Genomic DNA, 21,897 nt, shown 5'->3' with positions numbered 1-21,897 from the left:
CACGCATGACCCGACTGACCCTCATTGCGTTGGCACTCGTTGCCGGCACCGCACACGCTGCGGATGCCATCACGCCACCCAAGCCCGATGCCAAGGCCGACGCCGCGCTCGCCAAGGTCATCCACGAAAGCTTCGTCTCCAAAGGCCCGGCCACCGTGGAGGGCGTAACCGAGCGCGACGACGTGCAGAAGACCTGCAGCCAGTACGCCGACCGCAACGCTGTGCCGGCCGCCGTCGCCAAAAAGCTGGAAGACGCGCAGATGAAGACCATCCATTACCCCGCTGACAACAAGTGGCTGGGTGACTGGAAGGAAGGCGAGAAGACCGCGCAGAGCGGCCGCGGCATGCAGTTCTCCGACCCCGCTGGCGGGGCCAACGGTGCCAATTGCTATGCGTGCCATCGACTGTCGAAGGACGAAGTGTCGTACGGCACTATCGGCCCGTCGCTGTATCAGTACGGCAAGCTGCGCGGCGATTCGGAGGCGATCCTGCGCTACACGTGGGGCAAGATCTACAACTCCAACGCGTATGCGGCGTGCTCCAACATGCCGCGCTTCGGGCACAAGGGCATCCTGACCGAACAGCAGATCCGTGATGTGATGGCGCTGTTGTTTGACCCGGCCTCGCCAGTGAACCAGTAACGCCATGCACGCCATTCGACGGTTCGTGATGTGGGTGGCAGCGGCGACGGTGCTCGCTGCCAGTGCCGCGCAGGCCGTCGAAGTGGGCGATGTGGTGACGATGCCCGACGTGCAGTTGCTCGACGGCACACGCGTGCCGGGCAATGCATGGCGCGGGCATCCGGTCATCATCGCGACGTGGGCATCGTGGTGCCCGTTCTGCGCGCTGCAGAACCCGCGTCTGCAGAAGCTGGCCGATGCCACACGCGGCACCGACCTGCGCATCCTCACCATCAGCATCGACGCCAACCCGCAGCTCGCGAAGGACTACGTCGCCAAGCGCGGCTTCACCTTTCCGGTGACGATGGAAACCGATGCGCTGTGCGCCGCCACCGGCCCGCGCAAGGGCTTGCCGGAACTGCTCGTGCTCGACGCCAATGGCCGCGTCGTGCGCAAGGAAGTCGGCGAGATGCTCGAAGACGACGTGGCGGACCTCGCTCGCTACGCGCACAACAACAAGCAATGAACCGCCGCGAATTCGTCCAAGCCCTGGCGATTGCCGCAGCCGCCGGCCTGCGTCTGACCGACGCCCACGCCGACACCGTGGCCTATGACCTGCCTCGCTTCGGCAACGTCCACCTGCTGCACTTCACCGACTGCCACGCGCAGTTGCTGCCCATCGAATACCGCGAGCCCAACATGAACCTGGGCGTGGCGCAATGGGCCGGGCAGCCGCCGCATCTGGTTGGACACGCGCTGCTCAAGCGCTACGGCATCGCACCCGGCTCGCGCGCTGCACACGCGTTCACATCGCTCGATTTCACCGAAGCAGCACGCCGCTATGGCCGCATGGGCGGCTTCGCGCATCTGGCCACGCTCATCAAGCGCCTGCGCGCCACGCGCCCGAATGCACTGCTGCTCGACGGCGGCGATACGTGGCAGGGCTCGGCCACGGCGCTGTGGACCAATGGGCAGGATATGGTCGATGCGGCGCTGGCGCTCGGCGTCGATGTGATGACCCCGCACTGGGAAATGACCTACGGCGCCGACCGCGTGCGCCACGTGGTCGATCACGACTTCAAGAACAAGGTCGCCTTCGTCGCGCAGAACATCCAGACGGCGGATTTCGGTGACCCGGTATTCGACCCCTACGTGCTGCGCGAGCTGAACGGCGTGCCGGTCGCCATCATTGGCCAGGCCTTCCCGTACACGCCCGTCGCGCACCCGGCGGACTTCACGCCCGACTGGACTTTCGGCATTCAGGAAGAACGGCTGCAGAAGATGATCGACGAGGCGCGCGGCAAGGGCGCCAAGGTGGTCGTGCTGCTGTCGCACAACGGCATGGATGTGGACCTGAAGCTGGCCTCGCGCGTGCGCGGGTTGGATGCCATCCTCGGTGGGCACACGCACGATGCAGTGCCGGCGCCGGTCAAGGTCAGCAACCCGGGCGGCGTGACGCTGGTCACCAACGCGGGTGCCAATGGCAAGTTCGTCGGTGTGCTCGATCTGGACGTGCGCGGCGGTGCGGTGCAGGACATCCGCTACACGTTGCTGCCCGTCTTTGCCGATCTGCTGCCGCCCGATCCGGCCATGACCGCGCTCATCGAGCGCGTGCGTGCGCCGTACAAGGACAAGCTCGGCGAGACGCTCGCCACGAACCGCGGCCTGCTGTACCGACGCGGCAACTTCAACGGCACGTTCGACCAACTCATCGTCGACGGCCTGATGCACGCGCAGGGCGCGGAGATCGCCTTCTCGCCCGGCTTCCGCTGGGGCACCACGCTGCTGCCCGGCGAAGCATTGACGATGGAAGCGCTGATGGCCCAGACCGCCATCACGTACCCGGCCACCACGCTCACCGAGATGACTGGCGCCACCATCAAGACCGTGCTCGAAGACGTGGCCGACAACCTGTTCAACCCCGACCCGTACTACCAGCAGGGCGGCGACATGGTGCGCACCGGCGGCCTGCGCTACACCATCGACCCGATGAAACCGATGGGCCAGCGCATCACCGACATGCGCCTTGGAGATAAGCGCATCGACGCCGATCGCCGCTACAAGGTGGCCGGCTGGGCTGCGGTGTCGCCCGAAGCACGCAAGGCCGGAGGCCGCCCCGTGTGGGACGTGCTGGCCGACTGGCTGCGCGACCAGCGCGAAGTGACCGCGCGGCCGCTGAATACACCGCGCATTGTCGGCATGGCGGACAACCCCGGCATGGAAGCAGGGGCGGGTTGACCCGCGATTGAAGGCGCGCCGGGACTTCGGGTAGACTTATTTTCCACGGGCCGATAGCTCAGCTGGGAGAGCGCCGCGTTCGCAATGCGGAGGTCGGGAGTTCGATCCTCCTTCGGTCCACCAAAAATTCCTTTAAAAACAACGCACTACGTCTTGCGATGTAGTGCGTTGTTTTGCATTCTGAAGCATTTTTTTGCACTATGCGTGTGGCAAATTTGTGGCGAGCGTGGCAGCGATAACGGCTCGCGAGTGCACCACACTGCAGCGTTTTGCGGGTATGTGTTGATTTGCACCGAATCCTGACCCAGGATTTGCATCGAAAACTGACCCACCCCAAAGGCTGTTAGGTGTCGCTTTGTGCGGGTTGTTTGGCGGTGCGTTTCTCCTTCTTGGGCTGGGTGGTGCTGTGCTTGAAACGATAGCTATCGTTGCCGGTTTCAACAATGTGGCAGTGGTGCGTGAGGCGATCCAATAGCGCGGTGGTCATCTTGGCGTCCCCGAAGACGCTGGACCATTCGCCGAAGCTCAGGTTGGTGGTGATGACGAGGCTGGTGCGCTCGTAGAGCTTGCTGATCAGGTGGAACAGCAATGCGCCGCCGGTCTGGCTGAACGGCAGATAGCCCAGCTCATCGAGGATCACCAGGTCGGCATACATGAGTCGCGTGGCCAGGTGTCCCGGCTTGCCTGAGACCTTCTCCAGTTCCAACGCGTTGACGAGCTCCACGGTCGAGAAGAAGCGCACTCGACGGTGATGGTGCTCCACGGCCTGCACGCCGATGGCGGTGCCGAGATGGGTCTTGCCCGTACCTGGGCCGCCGACCAGCACGATGTTGTGCGCCGACTCGAGGAACTCGCAGCGGTGAAGCTGCCGCACCAGTGCTTCGTTGGCCTCGCTGCAACTGAAGTCGAAGCCGGTCAGGTCTCGGTAGGCTGGGAAGCGCGCCACCTTCATCTGATAGGCCAGCGAGCGCACCTCGCGCTCGGTGAGCTCGGCCTTGAGCAGACGCGACAGGATGGCCACGGCCGACTGGTAGGCCGGCGAGTCCTGCGCCGCCAGGTCGCCCAGCGCTTGTGCCATGCCGTGCAGCTTCAACGACTTGAGCATCTCCAACATGACTTCATGCTGCATGATGCACCTCCCGATCTCGCAAGCTGTCGTAGCGGCCGACGTTGGCCTGCGGTTCGACGTGCAGCGCCAGTGCCTGTGGTGAGGTGATCGGTGCCACGGGCTCGCCTTCCAGGAGGCGGCTGAGGATGTTCAGGATGGTTTGCTTGGACGGGGCACCCGCCTCCAGTGCGAGCTCCACCGCAGTGAGCACGGCCTGTTCGTCGTGCAACAGCACCAGCGCCAGGATCTCGACCATCTCGCGATCGCCACCAGGGCGTTTGAGCAGTGTGGATTGCAGGCGTCGGAAGCCCTCTGGCAGTTCGGCGAACGGTGCGCCGTTACGCAGCGCACCGGGCTTACGCTGCAGCACCGCGAGGTAGTGGTGCCAGTCATAGATTGTGCGCCCCGGAAGATGGCTACGGTCGATGTGCCGCACGTGCTCGGCAATCACCTGGCCTTCGGCCACGAACACGAGCCGATTGGCATAGACGCGCAGACTGATGGGCCGGTTGGCAAACGACGCCGGTACGCTGTAGCGGTTGCGCTCGAAGGTCACCAGGCAGGTTGGTGAGACGCGCTTGGTGTGCTCCACAAAGCCATCGAACGGCTGCCCCACGGGCATCAGGTGTGGCCGCTCCAGCGACCAGGCCTCCCAGAGGGTCATGTCCAGCTCAGGATGGCGGGTCTGCTGCCACAGCCGTACGCACTGGTCGGCCAGCCAGTCATTAAGTGCCGCCAGAGAGCCGAATGCAGGGATGCGTTGCCAGATGCGGTGACGGCTGTCCTGCACGTTCTTCTCTATCTGCCCCTTCTCCCAGCCCGAGGCCGGGTTACAGAACTCGGCGTCGAACAGGTAGTGGCTGACCATGGTGCTGAAGCGCAAGTTGACGTCACGCAACTTGCCCAGGCGCACGCGATCCACGGCGGTCTTCATGTTGTCGTAGATGCCGCGACGCGGGATACCGCCCCAGGCCACAAAGGCGTGGTGATGGGCATCGAACAGCATCTCGTGGGTCTGCAGCAGATACGCGCGCAGGAAGAATGCGCGGCTGTGGCTGAGCTTGAACTGAGCCACTTGCAGCTTGGTGCGCTCGCCGGCGATGACCGCCCAGTCCTCGCTCCAGTCGAACTGGAAGGCCTCACCCTCTGCGAAGCGCAGTGGGATAAAGGTGCCTCGCCCCGACGTGCGGGCTTGCTCCTGTTGCTCCTGGCGCCAGCGGCGAGCGAATGCGGCAACGCGATCGTAGGAGCCGGTGAAGCCCAAGGCACACAGATCAGTGTGGATCTGCTTGAGTGTGCGCCGTTGCTTGCGTGGCTTGTTGGCCTCGGTCTTGAGCCAAGCGGAGAGCTTGGCGGCATGGCCGTCGAGCTTGCTCGGACTCTGCCGTGCAGGATAGGCCGGTGCCGTGGTGTCAGCGCGCAGATAGCGCCTGACCGTGTTCCTGGAGATGCCCAGGCGTCTGGCGATCTCGCGCAGCGGGATCTGGTCGCGAAGATGCCAGCGTCGAATGATGCTCAGTATGGCCACGTCGATCACTCCGATCTCCCGCTCGTTGCCGAGCGGGACAGTGTTCTATACGTGGGTCAACATTCGATGCAAAAACCTACCTCGGGTGGGTCAGGATTCCGTGCAAATCAACAGGCCAGGCACAAATCCATCGATGATGTCTTCGGCCATCTTCGCAGCCGCACGTTTTGCGGTCCCGATGCTCTCCCATGGGGGCGTCAGCAGCGGGAAGATTCGGGAACGTTCGGTATCTGGTGGCTCACCTTCCTGGCAGATCAACACGGAGGCGCTGTAAGCCCGATCCGGGCGCCGCTCATGCCATTCACGAGGCGTATCAAACAGGTAGATCAGGGGATAAACATCGAACCCCTTGTAGCTGCAAGTCGGATAGGCGTCCACAGCAATCTCCGTTGAAAGGGGTGGCCCCACTGTACGCTCTTTCCGCTTGTTCCATTCAACTATCCTCGAACAAGCAGGTGCGGACGAAGCGGTCTTTGTGCACTACGTGATCCCGCTGGCTTGAGATCTCCTTCCCAAGGCTGTGCGCGCATGTCGAGGGTATGGTCACCTTGCGCAGTTTTTGCGTGGAGACTTTCTCGGACGACTTGCCCGATGGCCAGGCGGCAAAAGGCTTCAACGCTGCGCGTCGCTGTGGGTGGCACATCGGGCGTGCCTGCCAACAGCCTGAAGGACCGTCTTCCTTCACCCACGAAACTGGTGAATTGCACACAGTTCGGGTATCCATCGGTGCAAAAGCCAACCGTGATGGAATACGCCACGCCTTTTGCCCCTCCAGGTAGTGTGCACAGAAAACTCGTCTTGTCAGACGCATGCGTCATGTTGTTTCCGGACGGGGTACGCACTCAACACTCCTCGCTAGCGCAATATCAGAATCGGCGTGGCCATAAACGAGAGCAATACATTGCGCCCTTTACAGCAGCGCTACAGACTCGCCCGCCACCAGGCCATTGATGACGTCTTCGCCAAACTTCAGCGCTCCCCGCCTCGCCGTGCCGACGTTCTCCCAAACGGCAAGCGTCACGCGAAAAACGCGCGAGTGCTCGGCTCCAGGTCGATGACCCTCTCGGCAGATCATCACAGACGCGTTGAACGTGCGGTCGGGGCGCTTTCGCGGCCATGACTGGACCGTCTCAGTCCTGTACACCAATGGATACAGGTCAAAACCTTTGTACGTGGCTGACGGATTTGCATTCATGAATGACTCCGACCCTTGGTGGGCATGACTGACACCCCCGGCAGGGCGGCGGCAGGGGTTTTGAATGGCAATCCCGTTGATTGGCCCGGGCGGCTATGCACCCATTCCCAGATGGTCGACGGTGATCACGAGCGCGCGATCTCCCGGGTCTACCTGAGCATGCACGCCAAGGTGTGCCCGCAGAAAGCGGTCAAGCATGCATTGCAGCTCACAAAGGTCTTGCCGATCTGCATGCATCAACTGATTCATAACATCGTGCGTGAATGCGATCGTCAGCGTTCTCACACGCCAGATGCGGCTGTCGAACTCAGGTACCTGCCAGTTTGCCGTGAGCACACCGGGATCGGTGTTCCAGGTCCGCACATCCTGCCCGGTAATTTCATCCAACACCGGCTTGGTAAATGCGACAAGATCGAGCATCACGGATCTCCACGACTTACATCGCGAGTAGAGGCACCAACAGGCAAGCTTCCGTGTGCGGAACTGGCGAGGATGACAGGGGGCAGGGCGCGATCCAGCGTGAGAGGCGCGACCGAGCACGGTGATCACAAGTGCGGGTAAAAATGCTTTCGTACCAACGGATGCGTGATCCGGCGCACCGTGGGTCGGTGTTCCACTGTACTCCCATATGTGCACTGCGGCGTCATCATCTTTTGAAGTACCTCACGACGTGCCGTTTGCGCGCAGTCGTGGCGCAAGTCAAAGCAACAGGCAAAGGTGAATGTCCGCTTCAACCTGCGCGTCAGCGTGTGCCGTATGTCGGATGCGAGCAAGCCGATGGGCGGGGCGGGCGAAAAAAAACCCCGCGTGGCGGGGTTTTCTTACTGCGTGCGAGCTCGATCAGATCGCTGCAATCTTGGTCGCGACGGGGCCCTTCTGGCCTACGCCCGACACAAAGCTCACCTTCTGCCCTTCTTGAAGCGACTTGAACCCATTGCCCTGAACTTCAGAGAAATGAGCAAACAGATCATTGCCGCCTGCATCAGGAGTGATGAAGCCGAAGCCCTTGGAGTCGTTGAACCACTTGACGATACCGGTTTCCATGTTGGATTCCTTAAATGTTCTGGATGAGCTCATGCTCACCAGGCATGACAATCAAGGAAGGAACAAAGAGAAAAAGGTGTCGCTTGGCGTGACAGCCCAAAACATCGGAGTAACTGCTTGAAAAGCCTGCGGCGCAAGGTGTACCGGGATTGCGCGTTTCTGTCAATCAAAAGGGCGATAAACCCAGAAATAACCCGAGAATGTGGATGCGACCGCGCTTTGTCGCCGCGCCATGTCGCCCATCAACCGCAGCCGCTGCACGTCAAGAAAGGCCTGCACCGTCCGATGGCAATGTATCAAGCGCGCCATTGAGGTTCGCATGAAGCAGTGGTTGCGGGAAGCTGTTACCATGCGCCACCTTCTGCCCGTTTCTCGAATCGATCGGGCCGGGTGCCGAGCAAAACAATACGATACAGCGCCGGCCACCTGTCGGGCGTACACCCGAATCGTCCTGGGCCTCGCAGCCCACCACCTACCAGACCGGCGGTTTATCCGCTCCGTATCCGGCGCGCATGTACTCGGCGCGCCAGCGTACGCAAGTACGGTCACCTCGCCGCCAATGGTTTGTGCCATGCACCTGTGTGCGTGACACAACGGCGTTGGCCTTACCCATCGGGGCGTACGTCATCAGCAAGCCGTGGTTTGCCTAGTCGCACCACGTCTGTCATCAGCTCGCGCCCGAAACCTAGCAGTCTATTGAACCAAGTCCCATCCCCCTATACGGTGTCCGTGTACCCGATTGAGCAAGAACCAGGCGTCTGGTTTGCCACTTATCTCATCAGTGAATACTGCGATGGCATGGAACGCATCCTCGCCAACGTCTCGATGCGCCACAACGTACACGGCACGGAAGCACTCGCAAGACATGCTGCCCGGCTTGCAGGAAGCGCCGCCATTGCACGTCTGGCACCTCGTCACAGGAACTGAACCACGCAAGCCGCCTCGGGCGGCTTTTCCGCTTGCCGCAACGGCAGGCGCCACCCCAGAATCAACGAGAAGGAAATCACCATGTCTGTTAGCGATGAATGGGAAGAGCTGCATCTCACGCCCGACGGCTGGAAAGATGGCAGCTACCGGCACGAGCCGGGTGATGCCATCATCATCGAACCGCCGGTCAATGATGTGCTGACGGTGCGCAGGCATGTGGCTGCCGTGTATGGCGGTCCGTCACGCGTGACAGAAGACAGAACACCGCGCACCGATGACATGAACCAGATCGAGCAATTGCTGTTGAAATATGGTGCTCCCGTCTTTGGCGTCTAGATCTGAGACGAAACGGACGAATGCCCGTGCGCTACATCGGGTCCACGTTATTCGAGAGGAGTTGGCATGACACTCTGCCACGCTTGCCTTGCCATTGAAGTCCATCGACTTGGTGCATCAGGCCATGCTTTCCTAAGAATCACCGACACACAACGCATCAAAGTATCCAAGGCCGCGGCCGTCACGGTGAGCACGTTCACGTGCGGCACTTGCGGCGCGAATTGGACCTATCGCGAAGGGAAAAACGTGCCCAACCCAGGATGGTCGCTTGATCAGTAGCGCCAGTACCTCGTCAGCGAGGAGCCGGTTGGTCTCGTGTTCATAGGCCCTTGTGCCACCATGCCAAGGCGCAAAGATGGGGGTTCAGGGTAAGGCAACGAGATCGTCCCCGTCTCAAGCAATGCTAAAAATCCGGTGAGCTGCACAGCCTCGCGGGTTTCTTATTGCCAGGATTGCCCAGGTTTACGTTGCCCTCGGCGTAAGCCCCCCTCAAAGAATCGTGTCACATCAAGTGCGAGTGATTGAGACACCGCCCTCGACGAGCAACGTTGTACCCGTCACGAAGCTCGACAGATCGGACGCAAGATACAGCGCCGACTTGGCGATCTCTTCTGGATGGGCCATCCGTTTGAGTGCGTGGATGCTTTCGACAAACGCTTTCTGCTCCGGCGTGCTGGCTGCCTCCCGCCCCATCTCGGTGTCGGTGCCGCCCGGCATCAGCACATTGGCGCGCAAGCCAGACGGACCGTACTCGGCGGCGAGCGTGCGCGTCAGACCCACGAGCGCAGCCTTGCTCGCGGAATACGCGGCCATTCCTGGAAAGCCGACCGTATAGCCGACGAACGATGACGTGAAGATCAGCGAGCCGTGCGGGCGCGCGAGCAGGGCTGGAATCTGATATTTCGCGCCGAGGAACGCGCTCGTCAGGTTGATCTCGAGCGTGTCGTGCCAGCCGTCCAGCGTGATGTCGGTGACGCTGCCGAGCGCCCCCATTGTCGCGGCGTTGTTGAACGCCACATCAAGCCCGCCGAAACGGCCGACGGCCAACTCAACAGCGTGCTTCGCGCAACGCTCGTCCCTCACGTCGCCCGCCAGTGCGACCGCCTTGCCGCCGACGTCGGCAATCTCGTCAACCAGCGCGTCGAGCAACGCCGCGCGGCGCGCAACCAGAACGACGCTCGCACCTTCCTTCGCAAACATCTTTGCCACCTCACGACCGATACCCGAGCTGGCGCCTGTCACGATCGCAGTCTTGTTAGCGAGAAGCACCATGTTCACTCCATCTTGATGATCGGAGCAGCAGGGTAGGTATCTGTGCGCCGTTCAACACTCCGGTTCTTGCTACTCAAATCCATGCGATGCGTTGACGGCGGTCCCGAAAAGATCAAGCCGTGCTTGGCTCGACTGCGGCCAATGACGTTGGAGGAAGCGGGGTGCTTTGGGGCCGCAACCCTACAGCTAAACGCAGCTACGCCAGCGCGCCGCTACGCATGCCAATCACATAACCCGCAGTGCGCACTACCGCCGGATCGGGATCGGCAGCCAGCAGGGCAAGCAGCGCCGGCGCCGTGCCATCGATTTCCGCAAGCGCCTGACAAATGCGTACACGCGCCTGAACATCGGCCGACCCATCCGAAATCGCCGCTTCAAACCGCTCCACAACGTGTTTCGCGATCGCGGGGTCTTCCGCCAGATCGGCCAACGCATCGGCCGCTTCGACATCGTGAACCCCGACGAGAACCTGTTCGATCAGCAGGGGAATGGCGTCGCGTACGCTCCATTCGCCAAGCACCCGCGCAGCGCGGTACCGCACGTGCTCCGCAGGGTCGAGCAGCGCGACGCGCAACGCTTCCACTGCATCGGCGCCATCCAGTTTCGCCAACGCGAGCACGGCCCGTTCGCGCACGGCCGGGTCCGCTTGTTGAAGCGCTGCACCGAGTACGCCGGCGCCGCTGCCTTCGGCTCTTCCCAACGCCCAGGACAGCGCCCCCGCGACATTCGGCTCTTGCTCCTGGAGCAGGGCGTTGGCGATGAGTTCTGCCAGCGGGGCATCGCTGGAGGCGGCATCAAACGCAGCACGCTGCCGCTCAAGCGCATGCGTCGAGTCCAGTCCTTTCAGCAACTGCACGACGTCAAGCACGGCTGACCAATCTTCGGGGGAGGCGGCGGACACGGCGGCCAGCCGGGCAAGCAGCGCTTGCTCTGCGGCCAGGCGCTCGCGACTGCGCGCCATCAGCGTGTCAATGAGCGCATCGGGGCGGGGGGCTTGTTGGCTGAGCGCCTCGCGCACCTCAGCAAGCCCAAGACCCAGCGAGCGCAGGCTTTCCACTTGGAACAGGCGCCAGGCATCGGCTTGCGAGTACTCGCGGTATCCCGCTTCTGTCCGCCCGGACGGGCTGACCAGCCCGATCCTGTCGTAGTGCCGCAGCATGCGCGCGCTGACGCCGGAGCGATTGGCCAACTCGCTGATGCGCATCACTTGTCTCCGGTGTCGTCTGGGGTATGCGGCCTCGTTTCTCTGCCTCAGAGGGGCATTGATCGAGCCGAAAAAAATTCTATCAAACCGATTGTTGGCAACTTGCCGATGCATTGGCATCTGGCAACGGTGCAGCTGCGCGCCCCGCATCGGCGGGATCCAGCGCAAACGCCCCCTCCGGGTCGCCGATCAACCTGAGGCTTGCGCAGGCGTGAATGCGAACCGCAGGGTCCGTACGTTGGGCCGCCGCTGCTTCGAGCGGGGCCACGGCGTCGTCTCCGAGCATGAGCAGCGCCCGGCTCAGACTCCGCTGGAGGTGCTTGTCGCCGCGGCCCAGCTCGCGCATCAGTTCGTGTGCCAGCGCAGCGCGTTGCTCGGTCGGCGCCAGCCCCGCCGCGGTACGCCACGCAGTGCGCGCGACTTCCGAATCGGGGTCATGCAGGTGCCCGCCGGTGATCGCTGGCCACGTTGCAGGGTCGCCAATCTTTGAGAGCGTATGCAGCGCCTGGCTGCGGGCTTGCGCTAACGGCGATCGCAGTTCGTCCAGCAGCAACGGCACCGTCAGATCCTGCGCGTGCCGGGTCAGCGCCCAGGTGAGCATGTCGCGGACGAAGAAATCCGGCTCGATGCGGCAACGCTGCACCATTGGCTCAATTTGGCCCGGATGGGGCGCCATGCCGGCACCCAGCGCCGCCGTCAGGCGCAGCGAGGCATCCGGGTGCTCCAGCGCTTTGGTCAATGTGTGATGGGTCATGAACGCCTCCTCGCCCGACAGTGGACGCCTTGTCACCGTGACAAGGTCAAGCGCTTTCGGGCGAGGGGCGGGCAGCACGCCACGGAACATGCCGCAGCCGATCAAACCGTCACGACGATCTTGCCGAACTGCGCATTCGACTCAAGAAAACGGTGCGCCGCAACGATCTCGTCAAACGCAAAGGTCCTGGCGATGGTTGGCTGAAGCGCCCCCGAAGCCAGCCCGTCGAGGACGAATGCCTTCGCAGCTTCAAGCTTTGCTGGGTTGCCGGTGATCTCGTGCACGAGATAGCCCCGCAGCGTCAGGGTCTTGCTCAGCACGGCAAACAAGGGGAAGGGCGTTGGCTCCGGACTCAGGCCGCCGTATTCGATGAGAATGCCGCCGGGCGACATCGCCGCCGAGAGCGGCTCAAAGATCGGGCCGCCGATTGCGTCCAGCACCACCCGCACACCTGTCGGACCGGCAATCTCCTGCAGCCGCGCTGCGAGATCCTCCTCCGCTGTCGCCACCACATGGGCGGCGCCTGCGGCAAGCAGGGCGGGGGCCTTGGCTGAGGTCCGCGTGATTGCGATGGGGGTTGCGCCGACTCTGTTCGCGACCTGGATGGCCGCCAGCCCGACACTGCTGGATGCCGCCGTCACGGCCACAAAATCCCCTGGGCCAAGCTTGGCAATGTCGATCAGCGCGCCATAGGCGGTGAGATACGGCATCCAGACCGCAGCGGCTGCCTCCCAACTGAGCGACGGTGGATGCTTGACCACAAGCGCGGCAGGAAACGTCACCAACTCGCCGTACGCAGGCCAGCGCACCATCGACTGCGGCGGCACGATGCTGACGGCATCGCCTGGCACAAACGCCGTTACACCAGCCCCCACCGCTTCAACCACACCCGCCGCCTCCAACCCGAGCCCCGAAGGAAACGTCGGCTGCTCGATATACGACCCCGCACGCAGCAACGCCTCGGCCCGATTGAGCCCCAACGCTTTCACGCGGATCTGCACCTCGCCTTGGCCCGGCGGCGGAACCTCGACGTGTTCGATGCGCAGGACCTCCGGCCCCCCATGCTGATGAAAACGGACAACGCGTGCCATATATCTCCCAGTCGAAACTCATTGAAGTGAATCCACTGTAGCGATGGGTTTTGCTGGGATAAATGGTCGATAATCGACGAGAGTGAAAACCAATAGTTTTGAATATGGACCGCCTGACCAGCATGGCCGTGTTTGTGAAAGCCGTCGACCTCGGCTCGTTTGCGGCCGCCGCAGATGTGCTCGGTCTATCCGCGCCGATGGTCGGCAAGCATGTGCTCTCGCTGGAAACGCGCCTGGGTGTGCGCCTGCTGATCCGCACCACGCGGCGCCAGAGCCTGACCGACTTCGGGCAGGCCTACTACGAGCGCTGCAAGGTCGTGCTGGCCGAGGCGGAAGCGGCCGACGCGCTTGCCGCCGATCAATTCGGCGAGCCACGCGGGAAGCTGCGCGTCACCATGCCTGTGCATCTTGGCCGGAAGTGCGTGGCCCCCGTGCTACTGCAGCTTGTGCAGCAATACCCCGCGCTGGAGTTGGACCTCTCATTCAACGACCGTTTTGTCGATCTGGCCGAAGGCGACTACGACATCGCCATCCGCACCGGCGATCTGGAAGACAAGGCCGGCGTGATCGCGCGCCGTGTGGCACGCCAGCGCATGATCGTCTGCGCCGCACCCGCGTATCTCAAGGCGCACGGGCACCCGACAACCATCGACGCGCTCGGTGGGCATCAGGCCATCGTGTACCGGCGGTCTGGCCGCGTCAGCCCGTGGCTTTTTCCGAGCGGCGAGCACCCGCCGGAGGAGATCCTTCCGGTCAACCGGGTGCGCATGGATGATCTCGATGCGATTGCCGATGCCGTGACACTCGGCATGGGACTCGCCTGGCTTCCCTACTGGCTGGTCAGCGATCGCATCCGGACCGGGGCACTGGTTGCGCTGTTGCCCGACCGGCCCGCGTTTCTCTATGACGCCTACGCGCTGTGGCTGCAGACGCCGCACCTGCCGCGCAAAGTCCGCGTGGCGGTCGATGCGCTGGCCGAGGCATTGCCTGCGTTGATGACGTAAGCAGTAAGTATTGGGCGGCGCAGATTCGACGCTGGATCATGCTGCGATGTGGATAACTCCCCCCTCCCTCTGTGGAAAACTTAAGGGACAAGCGTGTTGGCTCTCCGGGGTTAGGTTGTCCACAGTGCGGGCATAACTTCTGCACGCGTGGATGGGGCGCGATGCGATTTACCGCACTCATCCACGCAACGACACACGCTGTCCGAACGGTTGTGCATTTCGCAAGGCCTTGATGCCAAAGCGTTTTTTGCAGCTACCCACAGGACTTATCCACCGTTATCTACTACTACTATCTTTATATAAAGAAAGAAGTAAACAGAAACAGAAAGCGTGCGGGGGAGTGTGCGCCTTGATTGCAGGCAACTGACTCAAGGACGTTTGACCAGCAATGCGTGATCGAGGAAATCGAACAGGTGGCGTTCTGTGTCGTTGGTGGCCGGCAGTTTCGGTGTCACATCACCGCAGCGGCCATGGCCTGTGCGCTGATGACGAGGTTGCGTCCTGCTGCCTTGGCCTGGTACAGCGCGGCATCGGCCGTCTCGACCAGCATGTCGATGGAGAAGGCCTGGCCGCTAGGCGTGGCGGTGGCGCAGCCGGCGCTGACCGTGACATAGCGTGAAGGCGCCACGGCTTCGATACGCAGGCGCATCACCGCGTCACGCGCGCGCTCGGCCAATGCCTGTGCATCGTTCGGGCCGGTGTCGGGCAACACGATGACAAACTCTTCGCCGCCGTAGCGCGCGATGAAATCTCCGGGGCGGCGCACGACGCCGGACAGCGCTGCGGCCACGGCCGCCAGGCAGGCATCGCCCTTGAGGTGGCCGAAGGCGTCGTTGTAGCGCTTGAAGTGGTCCACATCCACCATGATGAGCGACAGGGGTTGTCCATTGCGCTTGGCAGCGGCCACGCGCACGCCGATCTGCTCGTTGAAGTAGCTGCGGTTGTACAGGCCAGTGAGCGCGTCATGCATGAAGGCCTGCCGCAACGACACGTGCGCTTCGAACAGCCGCCGGTACAGCGCCGTCACTTCCCACACCAGCACGCACACCAGCACACCGGGCGCGAACATGCTGAACAGACGCGCCACGTACCAGCCCACGGTAAAGCGGTCGGAGCTCAGCAGGTTCAGGCTCGTATCCGTAAAGCACGCCAGCGCAGCAATTGCCAGCCACACGTCCAGCACCGCACGCAGGCGGCCGCTCGCGAGCACCGCCAGCAGGGCAATCGCGTTGATTGCCCACAGGACCACCGCGACGGGGTTGCTGGCAATCGCCCCGCCGGTGGTCGACGCCAGCGGCGGCGGCAGATCGGCCATCAGGGCGACGCCGCACAGCAGCGCGCCCACCACCACCGGCCCGCCGATCAATAGCCATGCCCACAGTCCCACGTGCCGGGTGGAGACCGTATCGCGCGAGAACCGGTCACGCGTGAGCACCGCCAGGATTACGAACAGCGGAAAGCCGCCGTGCCAGAACACCCACATCCACACCGCGCTGGTCGGGCGGGCACCGAACAGGCCGGTGGGCGAGAACACCCCCGGAAACATCAGCAACTGCAGGGCCACGGCCAGCGCGGTAAAGGCATAGGCACCGCCCAACGCGCCCAGCATCGGCTGGCGCGTCACGGTGAACTGGGCCCCCAACAGGAACGCGGCGATACAGGCGGTGGTGAAGACCGTCAATGCGCACATCGGCATGAACGGGCTGATGGCGGGCCATTGCAGGCCAGCCCGAGGCGCGGCCACGGCCAGCGTCAGCAGGATCAGCAAGGCAATCACGCCGGCCACGGCCGATTGCCGGCGCGTGGCCCGCTGGATCAGGAAACTTTCCATCCAACCCCCGGTTTGGTTGTGCGTATCCGATCGGCCCCGGTGCCCGCTGTGTGTTCCAGCGGTAAGACGGGCGATGGGACTGTGCTGCTTGTGTGCCTCCATCATAGGCATCGGCCGGCGGGGCGAAAAGCCTAGGCAATGACCGGGCTATCCCTGTGATTTGCCTAAGTCTGGCGCCGTAGCCTTGCGGGCAGACCCGCTCCAAGGCAATTGAAGGGAACGCTCCGTACTGTGCGCGGGACAAACCAGTGCTGTCGAATCACTCGGCCTGCGGGCCGATGCGGAATGGAATCACTCAATCACACCCTGTTTCTCTGGCTCAATGCCCCAACCGACCCAGCCCCCACGGCGTTCTGGCTGGCGATGTTTTTTGCGGAATACCTGATCTGGCTGGCGCCGCTGACGCTCGTGGCCTGCTGGTTGTGGGGCGAGCCAACATCGCGCCGCCGCGCCCTGCAGGCCGCGTTGGCCACCGCCCTGGCGCTGCTCATCAGCGCGGGGTTCAGCCAGGTCTGGTATCACCCGCGGCCGTTTGAGATCGGCCTGGGGACCAACCTGCTGCCGCATGTGGCGGATTCCTCGTTTCCGAGCGACCACCTGACGGTGTGGTGGACGGTCGCGTTCAGCCTGATGTGGGATGCGCGTCTGCGTCGCGTGGGCGCATGGTTGGCGCTGCTGGGCCTGCCGATGGCCTGGGCGCGCATCTACCTGGGGGTGCACTATCCGTTCGACATGCTGGGCGCGGCCGCCGTGTCGGTATTGAGCGCCTGGCTGTGCAGCGGCCGCGTGGCGCATACGCTGTCAGAGCCGCTGCACCGCCTCGGGTTGGCGGTGCATGGCGTGGTACTCGCGCCGGCCGTGCGGCGCGGCTGGGTGCGCAAGTAAGCGGCTATGCGTGCCGGCGCCACGCGCGCCAGAACAGCACAAAGGCGAGCGCCGTGGCCCCCACGTTGTACAGCGTCGCCAGGGCAAATGCGTGGCCGTAGCGTGCAACGTGCGCGGCCGCGTCCACCGCATCCACCGCGCTGCCGCCCTCCACATGGCCCAGCAGCGAGAACAGCAGCACGCCCACCACCGTCACCCCCACCGCATTGCCGACCGCTTGCATGGTCGTCACTGCACCCGCGCCCATGCCGGCCTGCGAGGCCTGTACGCCGCTGAGGATCGTGTTGAGCGACAGCGGTAGCACCATGCCCTGCCCAAAGCCGTTGAGCACCAGCGCCACCATCAGCAGTGGTAGCGGACCGCCCGCTTGCGCCACCGTGGCCGACACCGTGAGCCCCACCGTAAAGATCGCCACACCCAGCAGTAGCGCGCGCTGTCCGATGCGCTCGGCCAGCCGTGGCCCCGATAGCGACCCCGTGAAGAACGCAATGGCTGCCGGCGTGAAGACCATCCCCGCCGCCAATGCGGTCATCCCGTGGCCGAATTGCAGCAGCACGGTCAGCGCCAGGAAGTACGAACTGATGGCTGTGTAGATGAGAAAGATCGCCAGCACGCCCATCACGAAGCTGCGGTTGGCAAACAGTGCGATCTCGATGATGGGCACGCGGCCCGCTGCCGACAGCGCCTGCTCATACCGCACGAAATGCCGGAACACCAGCAGCGAGGCCAGCGGCACCGCCCATGACCACCACGGCCAGCCAAACTCGCGGCCCTGCATGATGGGCACCAGCAGCATGCCTAGCGCCACCGCGCCGGCCAGCGCACCGTGCACATCCAGGCGCGCCGCCACCGGGGCGCGTGATTCCGTGACGAACGCCCGTGCCGCCAGCAGCGCCGCAATACCGATGGGCACATTGACCAGAAACACCATGCGCCAGCCGCCGATGTCTGCCGCCAACGGATGCCCGATCAGCCAGCCGCCGGCAAGCTGTGACAGCGATGCGGCTGCGCCCTGTACCGCGCCCATCACCCCGAACGCGCGCCGACGCTCATCCCCGTCAAACAACACACGTGCAGTGGCCATCACCTGCGGCATCAGGATGGCGGCGCCCAGGCCCTGTGCCTCGCGCATGGCAATCAACATCCACGCACTCGTTGCCAGCCCGCACAGGGCCGATGCCAGCGTGAACAGCGCCATGCCCGCCAGGAACATGCGCTTGCGCCCGAACAGGTCGCCCAGGCGCGCACCGTTGAGCAGGAACACCGCATAGGCGGCGCTGTAGCCCACCATCACGAGCTGGATCTCGGCAAAGCTGGCGTGCAGCCCGGTGCGGATGTCCGGAATCGCCACATTGACGATGAACAGGTCGAGAATGGTGACAAAGTTGCCGGTTAGCAGCGCCGCCAGCGCGGGCCAGCGTCGCGCCGACGAGGTGGACGCTGCAGCCAGGCTGCCCGCGAGGGATTCCGTTGACATGGGGTGATCTCGGTTATTAATATACGGTCGTACGTATACTATAGGGCGATTCACCCGCGTCAAGGTCCGATTGCGTTGACCTTACTCACAGACAGGGCTTCGAGAACACAGAGGGCATCACCATGAACGAGACCGACGGCCGGCGCGCGCGCGGCGAGCGTGCGCGCGCTCAGGTGCTGGAGCACGCCACCGCCATCGCCTCCACCGATGGGCTGGAGGGCCTGACCATTGGCCGCGTCGCCACCGATGCAGGCGTGGGCAAGGGCAATATCCAGGTGCTGTTTGGCGACAAGGAGACGCTGCAGCTCGCCACGCTGGATGCGGGTGTTGTGCACTACCGGAACAGGGTGGTGGAGCCGGCGCTGGCGCTGGAGAGCCCGCTGGCCCGCCTGCGGGCGTTGACCGAAGGCTGGTTCGACTACGTTGCGGGTGGGCAGTCGCCGGGTGGTTGTTTTGTCTGCGCAGCCAGCTACGAATACCGCGCCCGCCCCGGCACCATCCAGGATCGCGTGCGCGGCCACCGCGAGGCGGTGCGCGCGCGCTTTCGCGAGGTGATCGTCGCCGGCCAGGCTGCCGGTGAACTGCGCGCCGACCTGGACGTCGAGCAACTCGTCTTCGAGATCGAATCCTTCCGCTCCAATGCCAACGTTGCCTTCCTGATGGGGGACATGGCGGTATTTGAGCGCGCGCGGCACAGCACGCGGGCGCGCATCGACGCGGCGCTCGTGTAAGCGCTGCAAGGGGCGGTCCGACGCGCGGATGTGACGTCCGTGCGGCGGGTCATTCCAGTGCCTCCACCTTTGGTTACACTTGCGCGGTGCATGGTGCGGTCGGGCTGTAGAGCTGCGCCAGTCAAAGACATCACACAATTGAGCCAAAAAAATGCGAGGGGAGCGCATGACGATCCGAACGATCGCTGCGGTGGGGGCGGGCGCGCTGTGGCTGGTGGGCTGCGCGGTGCCATATACCGAGCCGCCGGCCGGTGTCAGAACCGCCACGGTTGACTTCATCCGACCGCTTGGCAGCACCAGCGCCACGATTCTCCGCTTTGACGACGCCAAGTCCTGTAGCGGCCCGCGCACGGCACTCAAGCCCACTGACGCGACGCAACCGATCCGCGTACTGGCAGGCGTGCCGACTGCGCTGGGGGCCACGTTCATCCGTACCTCGGGCATGCTGCAGTATCGCTGCGGTGTGTCGGCGACCTTCATGCCGCAGCCGGGCAAGCAATACAAGATGACGGCCAGCTACCCGACCAATGCCCACGTCTGCCGTGCCGGCGTGGTGGAATCGGACGATGGCAAATCGTGGCACGCTTTCAACGTGCGCTACCGCACGTACCAGATCAACCAAGCCTGGGGTACTGGAAGCTGCCCCGACCTGACCGATGCCGATGTCGCCTTTCTGCGCGACAAAACGCGTTCGCCCGATGGCGCCACCACGCTGAGCGATCTCTCTGATCTGCTGCCCCCGCAATGAGCCGTACTGCCTTGATTCTTCGCGCGTGCCTTGCCGCTGCTGCGGCGCTGAGCGCGCTGTCTGCCGCCGCGCTGGAGCCGGCCGATGTCTTTGCCAAGGTCGCCCCCAGCATCTGGGAAGTCCGCGTCATCGGCGCCGACGGTCAGCCGACCGCGCAGGGCAGCGCGGTCGTGATCGGTGATGGCCTGGCCATCACCAACTGCCATGTGCTGCGGGGTGGCAAGCAGATCGCCATCCGGCGCGGCAATGTCGCGTTTGGTGCGCGGCTGTTGTACCCCGACGTCGAGCGCGATCTATGCGAACTGCGCGTGGCCGAGTTTCACTATCCGGCCGTGGCGATTGCGCCCGGCACGTCGCTGGTGACGGGGCAAAAGGTGTACGCCGTGGGTAGCCCGCTCGGGCTGGAGCTCACCATCAGCGAGGGGCTGATCTCGTCGCTGCGCAACGATGCGGACGGCCGCTTGCGGCGAATCCAGACTTCTGCCGCCATCTCGCATGGCTCTAGCGGTGGCGGGTTGTTCGATGTCAACGGACGATTGGTCGGCATTACAGCAAGCGGCATTGATGCCAAGGACGGGCAGAATCTGAATTTCGCGATTCCGGCTGACTGGATTGCCGAAGTACCGGATCGCGGGCAGAAGGCGCTGGCTGCGCGCACCGCTGCCGCCTCCACCGTGGCGGCCAACGCCACCGCGCCGTCCGGTTCGACGGCGACACCCGGTTCCGCCCCGCGCCGTACAAGCGAACTCGGCTCCAATCAACAATCCGGGTTCGATACGTACCTGAAGAAGGTCTGGCCGAAGGTTTTCGTAATCTCCGACGGCGATCACTACTCCTTGGCATGGGGGCAGAACGCGGAGCTTCGTGCCATCGCCTTTTGCACGGAGCGCTGGATCAACTGCCACGTTTTTGCACGCAACGACACGCTCGTCGATGAAAAGTGACGTCTGATGCGGTTCTGGTGTCCTCGGCGGTTATCACAGACAATAAGACATTAAATTTGTGATCGTTTGTGTCGTCTGTAGGTAGCGAGGCCTCGGATTGTGTCAATCGAAGGCTCGACCCCGGGGGCTCGAATTTGTGTCGCAACGTTGAGTGCTGCAGCGCAGTAAAGTCAGCCCCCGCGCAACCATCCCAAACAAGTTGAAGAGGAATTTGCCAACATGAACTGGACCGCGACCCGACCGATCCGCGTGGTCGTGCTCGATGACCATGCGGTCGTCCGTCACGGCCTGGCCGCGCGCCTGAAGCAGGAGGCCGACATCGAGGTCAGCGGCATGTTCGCGTCGGGCCGGGAGGTCGTGCAGGCGCTCAAGGACAACACCGTCGAGGTGGACATCCTGCTGATGGACTACTCGCTCGGGCCTGCCGAGATCGACGGGCTGAACCTGATCCGCCTGATTCGCGTGCGCTACCCGGAGTTGAAGATCCTGGTGGCCTCCGCGCATCACAACAAGGCGACGGTCGGGCTGGTCATGCATGCCGGTGCACGCGGGTTTGTGGGCAAGGAAGAAGAACTGTCGGAGCTGGTGCGGGCGATCCGCACCGTGGCGGCGGGCGGCAAGCGGCTGAATGCCACGCTGGCTGCCGAGATGGAGCGCGATGCCCTGGCCGCCGATGCGCCGGCGCCGACATCTGCAGGCGATGGCAACCAGCTCTCCGCACTGGTGGAGCGCCCCGAGTTGAGCCCGCGTGAGCGCGAAGTACTGCGCTGCTGTCTGGACGGTATGTCCGTCTCCGACATTGCCGAGAAGTTCGCGCGCAGCATCAAGACCATCAGTTCGCAGAAGCAATCCGCCTATCGCAAGCTGGGTATCCGTACCGATACCGAACTCTTCAAGATCAAGCACGAGCTGGAGGGGCAGTGAGCGCCGGGCGGCGCCTTGGTCGCTGCCTCATCGCTT

General features: G+C 63.6%; 25 protein-coding genes and 1 tRNA gene. 13 read left to right on the top strand and 13 right to left on the bottom strand.

Annotated features, from left to right (window positions below; genetic code table 11):
• The first annotated feature begins 5 nt into the window (after nt 1–5).
• The 4 genes from soxX to V6657_RS16295 all read left to right on the top strand — a co-directional run bounded on the left by soxX (nt 6) and on the right by V6657_RS16295 (nt 2,981).
• Nucleotides 6–641, top strand: a complete 636-nt coding sequence (gene soxX, locus V6657_RS16310; RefSeq protein ID WP_048935607.1) for a sulfur oxidation c-type cytochrome SoxX — start codon at nt 6–8, stop codon at nt 639–641.
• Nucleotides 642–645: 4 nt separating this feature from the next.
• Nucleotides 646–1,146 carry a TlpA disulfide reductase family protein gene (locus V6657_RS16305; protein WP_048935606.1) on the top strand — a complete coding sequence of 167 codons (501 nt, stop codon included), beginning with the start codon at nt 646–648 and terminating at the stop codon, nt 1,144–1,146.
• Complete coding sequence (gene soxB, locus V6657_RS16300) at nt 1,143–2,858, top strand: thiosulfohydrolase SoxB (RefSeq protein WP_048935605.1); 1,716 nt, start codon at nt 1,143–1,145, stop codon at nt 2,856–2,858. The genes V6657_RS16305 and soxB overlap by 4 nt, the downstream gene beginning before the upstream one ends.
• Before the next feature lie 47 nt (nt 2,859–2,905).
• Nucleotides 2,906–2,981: transfer RNA gene (locus V6657_RS16295), tRNA-Ala, on the top strand.
• A gap of 220 nt (nt 2,982–3,201) precedes the next feature.
• On the opposite strand, the gene istB is transcribed toward V6657_RS16295, so the two are convergent.
• From istB to V6657_RS16260, 7 genes are all read right to left on the bottom strand, one after another.
• Nucleotides 3,202–3,987 carry an IS21-like element helper ATPase IstB gene (gene istB / locus V6657_RS16290; RefSeq protein WP_004630242.1) on the bottom strand — a complete coding sequence of 262 codons (786 nt, stop codon included), beginning with the start codon at nt 3,985–3,987 and terminating at the stop codon, nt 3,202–3,204.
• Entirely contained in the window at nt 3,977–5,503 is a 1,527-nt protein-coding gene (gene istA / locus V6657_RS16285) for an IS21 family transposase (RefSeq protein ID WP_012760797.1), read from the bottom strand. Before istA ends, istB begins: the two co-directional genes overlap by 11 nt.
• Nucleotides 5,504–5,584: 81 nt before the next feature.
• Nucleotides 5,585–5,872 carry a hypothetical protein gene (locus tag V6657_RS16280; RefSeq protein ID WP_048933464.1) on the bottom strand — a complete coding sequence of 96 codons (288 nt, stop codon included), beginning with the start codon at nt 5,870–5,872 and terminating at the stop codon, nt 5,585–5,587.
• Between the two features lie 59 nt (nt 5,873–5,931).
• A complete protein-coding gene (locus tag V6657_RS16275; protein WP_082170167.1) occupies nt 5,932–6,312 on the bottom strand; it encodes a hypothetical protein in 381 nt (126 codons plus the stop codon).
• 92 nt (nt 6,313–6,404) lie between these two features.
• Nucleotides 6,405–6,689, bottom strand: coding sequence for a hypothetical protein (locus V6657_RS16270; protein WP_048933463.1), 285 nt, complete (start codon nt 6,687–6,689; stop codon nt 6,405–6,407).
• A gap of 93 nt (nt 6,690–6,782) precedes the next feature.
• A complete protein-coding gene (locus V6657_RS16265) occupies nt 6,783–7,109 on the bottom strand; it encodes a hypothetical protein (protein WP_048933462.1) in 327 nt (108 codons plus the stop codon).
• A 420-nt stretch (nt 7,110–7,529) separates the two neighbouring features.
• Nucleotides 7,530–7,733 carry a cold-shock protein gene (locus V6657_RS16260; protein ID WP_048933461.1) on the bottom strand — a complete coding sequence of 68 codons (204 nt, stop codon included), beginning with the start codon at nt 7,731–7,733 and terminating at the stop codon, nt 7,530–7,532.
• A gap of 696 nt (nt 7,734–8,429) precedes the next feature.
• Here V6657_RS16260 and V6657_RS16255 point away from each other — a divergent pair.
• The 3 genes from V6657_RS16255 (at nt 8,430) to V6657_RS16245 (ending at nt 9,275) form a co-directional block, all read left to right on the top strand.
• The gene (locus V6657_RS16255) at nt 8,430–8,660 is read left to right on the top strand and encodes an isochorismatase (protein ID WP_082170166.1); all 231 of its coding nucleotides are present in this window, start codon (nt 8,430–8,432) and stop codon (nt 8,658–8,660) included.
• A gap of 81 nt (nt 8,661–8,741) precedes the next feature.
• A complete protein-coding gene (locus V6657_RS16250; RefSeq protein WP_048933460.1) occupies nt 8,742–8,996 on the top strand; it encodes a hypothetical protein in 255 nt (84 codons plus the stop codon).
• Between the two features lie 66 nt (nt 8,997–9,062).
• The gene (locus V6657_RS16245) at nt 9,063–9,275 is read left to right on the top strand and encodes a hypothetical protein (RefSeq protein WP_082170165.1); all 213 of its coding nucleotides are present in this window, start codon (nt 9,063–9,065) and stop codon (nt 9,273–9,275) included.
• A gap of 228 nt (nt 9,276–9,503) precedes the next feature.
• On the opposite strand, the gene V6657_RS16240 is transcribed toward V6657_RS16245, so the two are convergent.
• From V6657_RS16240 to V6657_RS16225, 4 genes are all read right to left on the bottom strand, one after another.
• A complete protein-coding gene (locus tag V6657_RS16240) occupies nt 9,504–10,268 on the bottom strand; it encodes an SDR family oxidoreductase (protein WP_048933459.1) in 765 nt (254 codons plus the stop codon).
• 196 nt (nt 10,269–10,464) lie between these two features.
• Complete coding sequence (locus tag V6657_RS16235; protein ID WP_048933458.1) at nt 10,465–11,472, bottom strand: MerR family transcriptional regulator; 1,008 nt, start codon at nt 11,470–11,472, stop codon at nt 10,465–10,467.
• Nucleotides 11,473–11,554: 82 nt separating this feature from the next.
• The gene (locus V6657_RS16230) at nt 11,555–12,226 is read right to left on the bottom strand and encodes a hypothetical protein (protein ID WP_048933457.1); all 672 of its coding nucleotides are present in this window, start codon (nt 12,224–12,226) and stop codon (nt 11,555–11,557) included.
• 101 nt (nt 12,227–12,327) lie between these two features.
• The gene (locus tag V6657_RS16225; RefSeq protein WP_048933456.1) at nt 12,328–13,317 is read right to left on the bottom strand and encodes a zinc-dependent alcohol dehydrogenase family protein; all 990 of its coding nucleotides are present in this window, start codon (nt 13,315–13,317) and stop codon (nt 12,328–12,330) included.
• A gap of 104 nt (nt 13,318–13,421) precedes the next feature.
• On the opposite strand from V6657_RS16225, the gene V6657_RS16220 reads away from it, so the two are divergent.
• Nucleotides 13,422–14,321 (top strand): LysR family transcriptional regulator, encoded by a 900-nt coding sequence (locus V6657_RS16220; protein ID WP_048933455.1) that lies wholly within the window; start codon nt 13,422–13,424, stop codon nt 14,319–14,321.
• A 451-nt stretch (nt 14,322–14,772) separates the two neighbouring features.
• Here V6657_RS16220 and V6657_RS16215 read toward each other — a convergent pair whose 3' ends face one another.
• Nucleotides 14,773–16,152 (bottom strand): sensor domain-containing diguanylate cyclase, encoded by a 1,380-nt coding sequence (locus V6657_RS16215; RefSeq protein WP_048933454.1) that lies wholly within the window; start codon nt 16,150–16,152, stop codon nt 14,773–14,775.
• Between the two features lie 285 nt (nt 16,153–16,437).
• Here V6657_RS16215 and V6657_RS16210 point away from each other — a divergent pair, with 285 nt between their 5' ends.
• On the top strand, nt 16,438–17,037 hold the full coding sequence (locus V6657_RS16210; RefSeq protein WP_048933453.1) for an undecaprenyl-diphosphatase: 600 nt from the start codon (nt 16,438–16,440) through the stop codon (nt 17,035–17,037).
• Nucleotides 17,038–17,041: 4 nt separating this feature from the next.
• Here V6657_RS16210 and V6657_RS16205 read toward each other — a convergent pair whose 3' ends face one another.
• On the bottom strand, nt 17,042–18,514 hold the full coding sequence (locus V6657_RS16205) for an MFS transporter (RefSeq protein WP_048933452.1): 1,473 nt from the start codon (nt 18,512–18,514) through the stop codon (nt 17,042–17,044).
• A gap of 122 nt (nt 18,515–18,636) precedes the next feature.
• Here V6657_RS16205 and V6657_RS16200 point away from each other — a divergent pair, with 122 nt between their 5' ends.
• From V6657_RS16200 to V6657_RS16185, 4 genes are all read left to right on the top strand, one after another.
• Nucleotides 18,637–19,245 carry a TetR/AcrR family transcriptional regulator gene (locus V6657_RS16200; RefSeq protein ID WP_048933451.1) on the top strand — a complete coding sequence of 203 codons (609 nt, stop codon included), beginning with the start codon at nt 18,637–18,639 and terminating at the stop codon, nt 19,243–19,245.
• 166 nt (nt 19,246–19,411) lie between these two features.
• Nucleotides 19,412–19,993 (top strand): hypothetical protein, encoded by a 582-nt coding sequence (locus V6657_RS16195; RefSeq protein ID WP_048933450.1) that lies wholly within the window; start codon nt 19,412–19,414, stop codon nt 19,991–19,993.
• Nucleotides 19,990–20,937, top strand: coding sequence for a S1C family serine protease (locus V6657_RS16190; RefSeq protein ID WP_053166358.1), 948 nt, complete (start codon nt 19,990–19,992; stop codon nt 20,935–20,937). The genes V6657_RS16195 and V6657_RS16190 overlap by 4 nt, the downstream gene beginning before the upstream one ends.
• A gap of 219 nt (nt 20,938–21,156) precedes the next feature.
• The gene (locus V6657_RS16185) at nt 21,157–21,861 is read left to right on the top strand and encodes a response regulator transcription factor (protein WP_048933449.1); all 705 of its coding nucleotides are present in this window, start codon (nt 21,157–21,159) and stop codon (nt 21,859–21,861) included.
• Nucleotides 21,862–21,897 lie beyond the last annotated feature (36 nt).

Origin of the sequence: Ralstonia sp. RRA, assembly GCF_037023145.1 — a bacterium.
GTDB lineage: Bacteria > Pseudomonadota > Gammaproteobacteria > Burkholderiales > Burkholderiaceae > Ralstonia.
This window is presented reverse-complemented; position numbering and strand designations above follow the sequence as displayed.